The following is a 443-nucleotide window of genomic DNA, read 5'->3' on the forward strand; positions in this document are numbered from 1 at the left end:
CAGAATCCCATCGGCCTCGACCAGCACCCGAGCCGCGAGGGCGTGGCCATAGCTGATCAGCTCCATCAGCACACTGCTGCCGGTACGGGAGCCGCGACCACTGGGAATCGCCAGTATCTGCCCGCCCAGGTGCTCGCCGCTGAGGGGGTGGTGACGGTCAATCGCCTCCCCGGTGAACGGCTCGACCCCGCCCCAGAAGCTCAGCCCCACATCAGCGAACAACAATGGGCCCTGGGCCGCGCCGCTGATCAGACTGCGGCCGGTGAGAGAAGTGATCCTCGACATGCTGGCCGACCTCAGTAGTACACGTCAGGTACGGTCAGGTTAGCCGGCGGGATCTCGGTGCCGACCCATTTACCCCACAGCTCCTTGTAACGCCCGGTGCGCCCTTGCTGGTTTAAGAACAGGGTGGGGGAGTTGAACAGACCGTACTGTTTGGTCGT

At 64.1% G+C, this 443-nt stretch carries 1 protein-coding gene and 1 pseudogene; both read right to left on the reverse strand.

Annotation, left to right across the window (positions count from 1 at the left end; translation table 11 throughout):
- The coding region (locus JQ845_RS22870; protein WP_203009516.1) for an aconitase X swivel domain-containing protein at positions 1 to 285 on the reverse strand (285 nt) is incomplete at its 3' end.
- 11 nt (positions 286 to 296) lie between these two features.
- A pseudogene (locus JQ845_RS23105) lies at positions 297 to 443 on the reverse strand (transporter substrate-binding domain-containing protein); the annotation flags it as partial.

This window comes from Pseudomonas paraversuta (assembly GCF_904063065.1).
GTDB classification, from domain to species: Bacteria; Pseudomonadota; Gammaproteobacteria; order Pseudomonadales; family Pseudomonadaceae; genus Aquipseudomonas; species Aquipseudomonas paraversuta.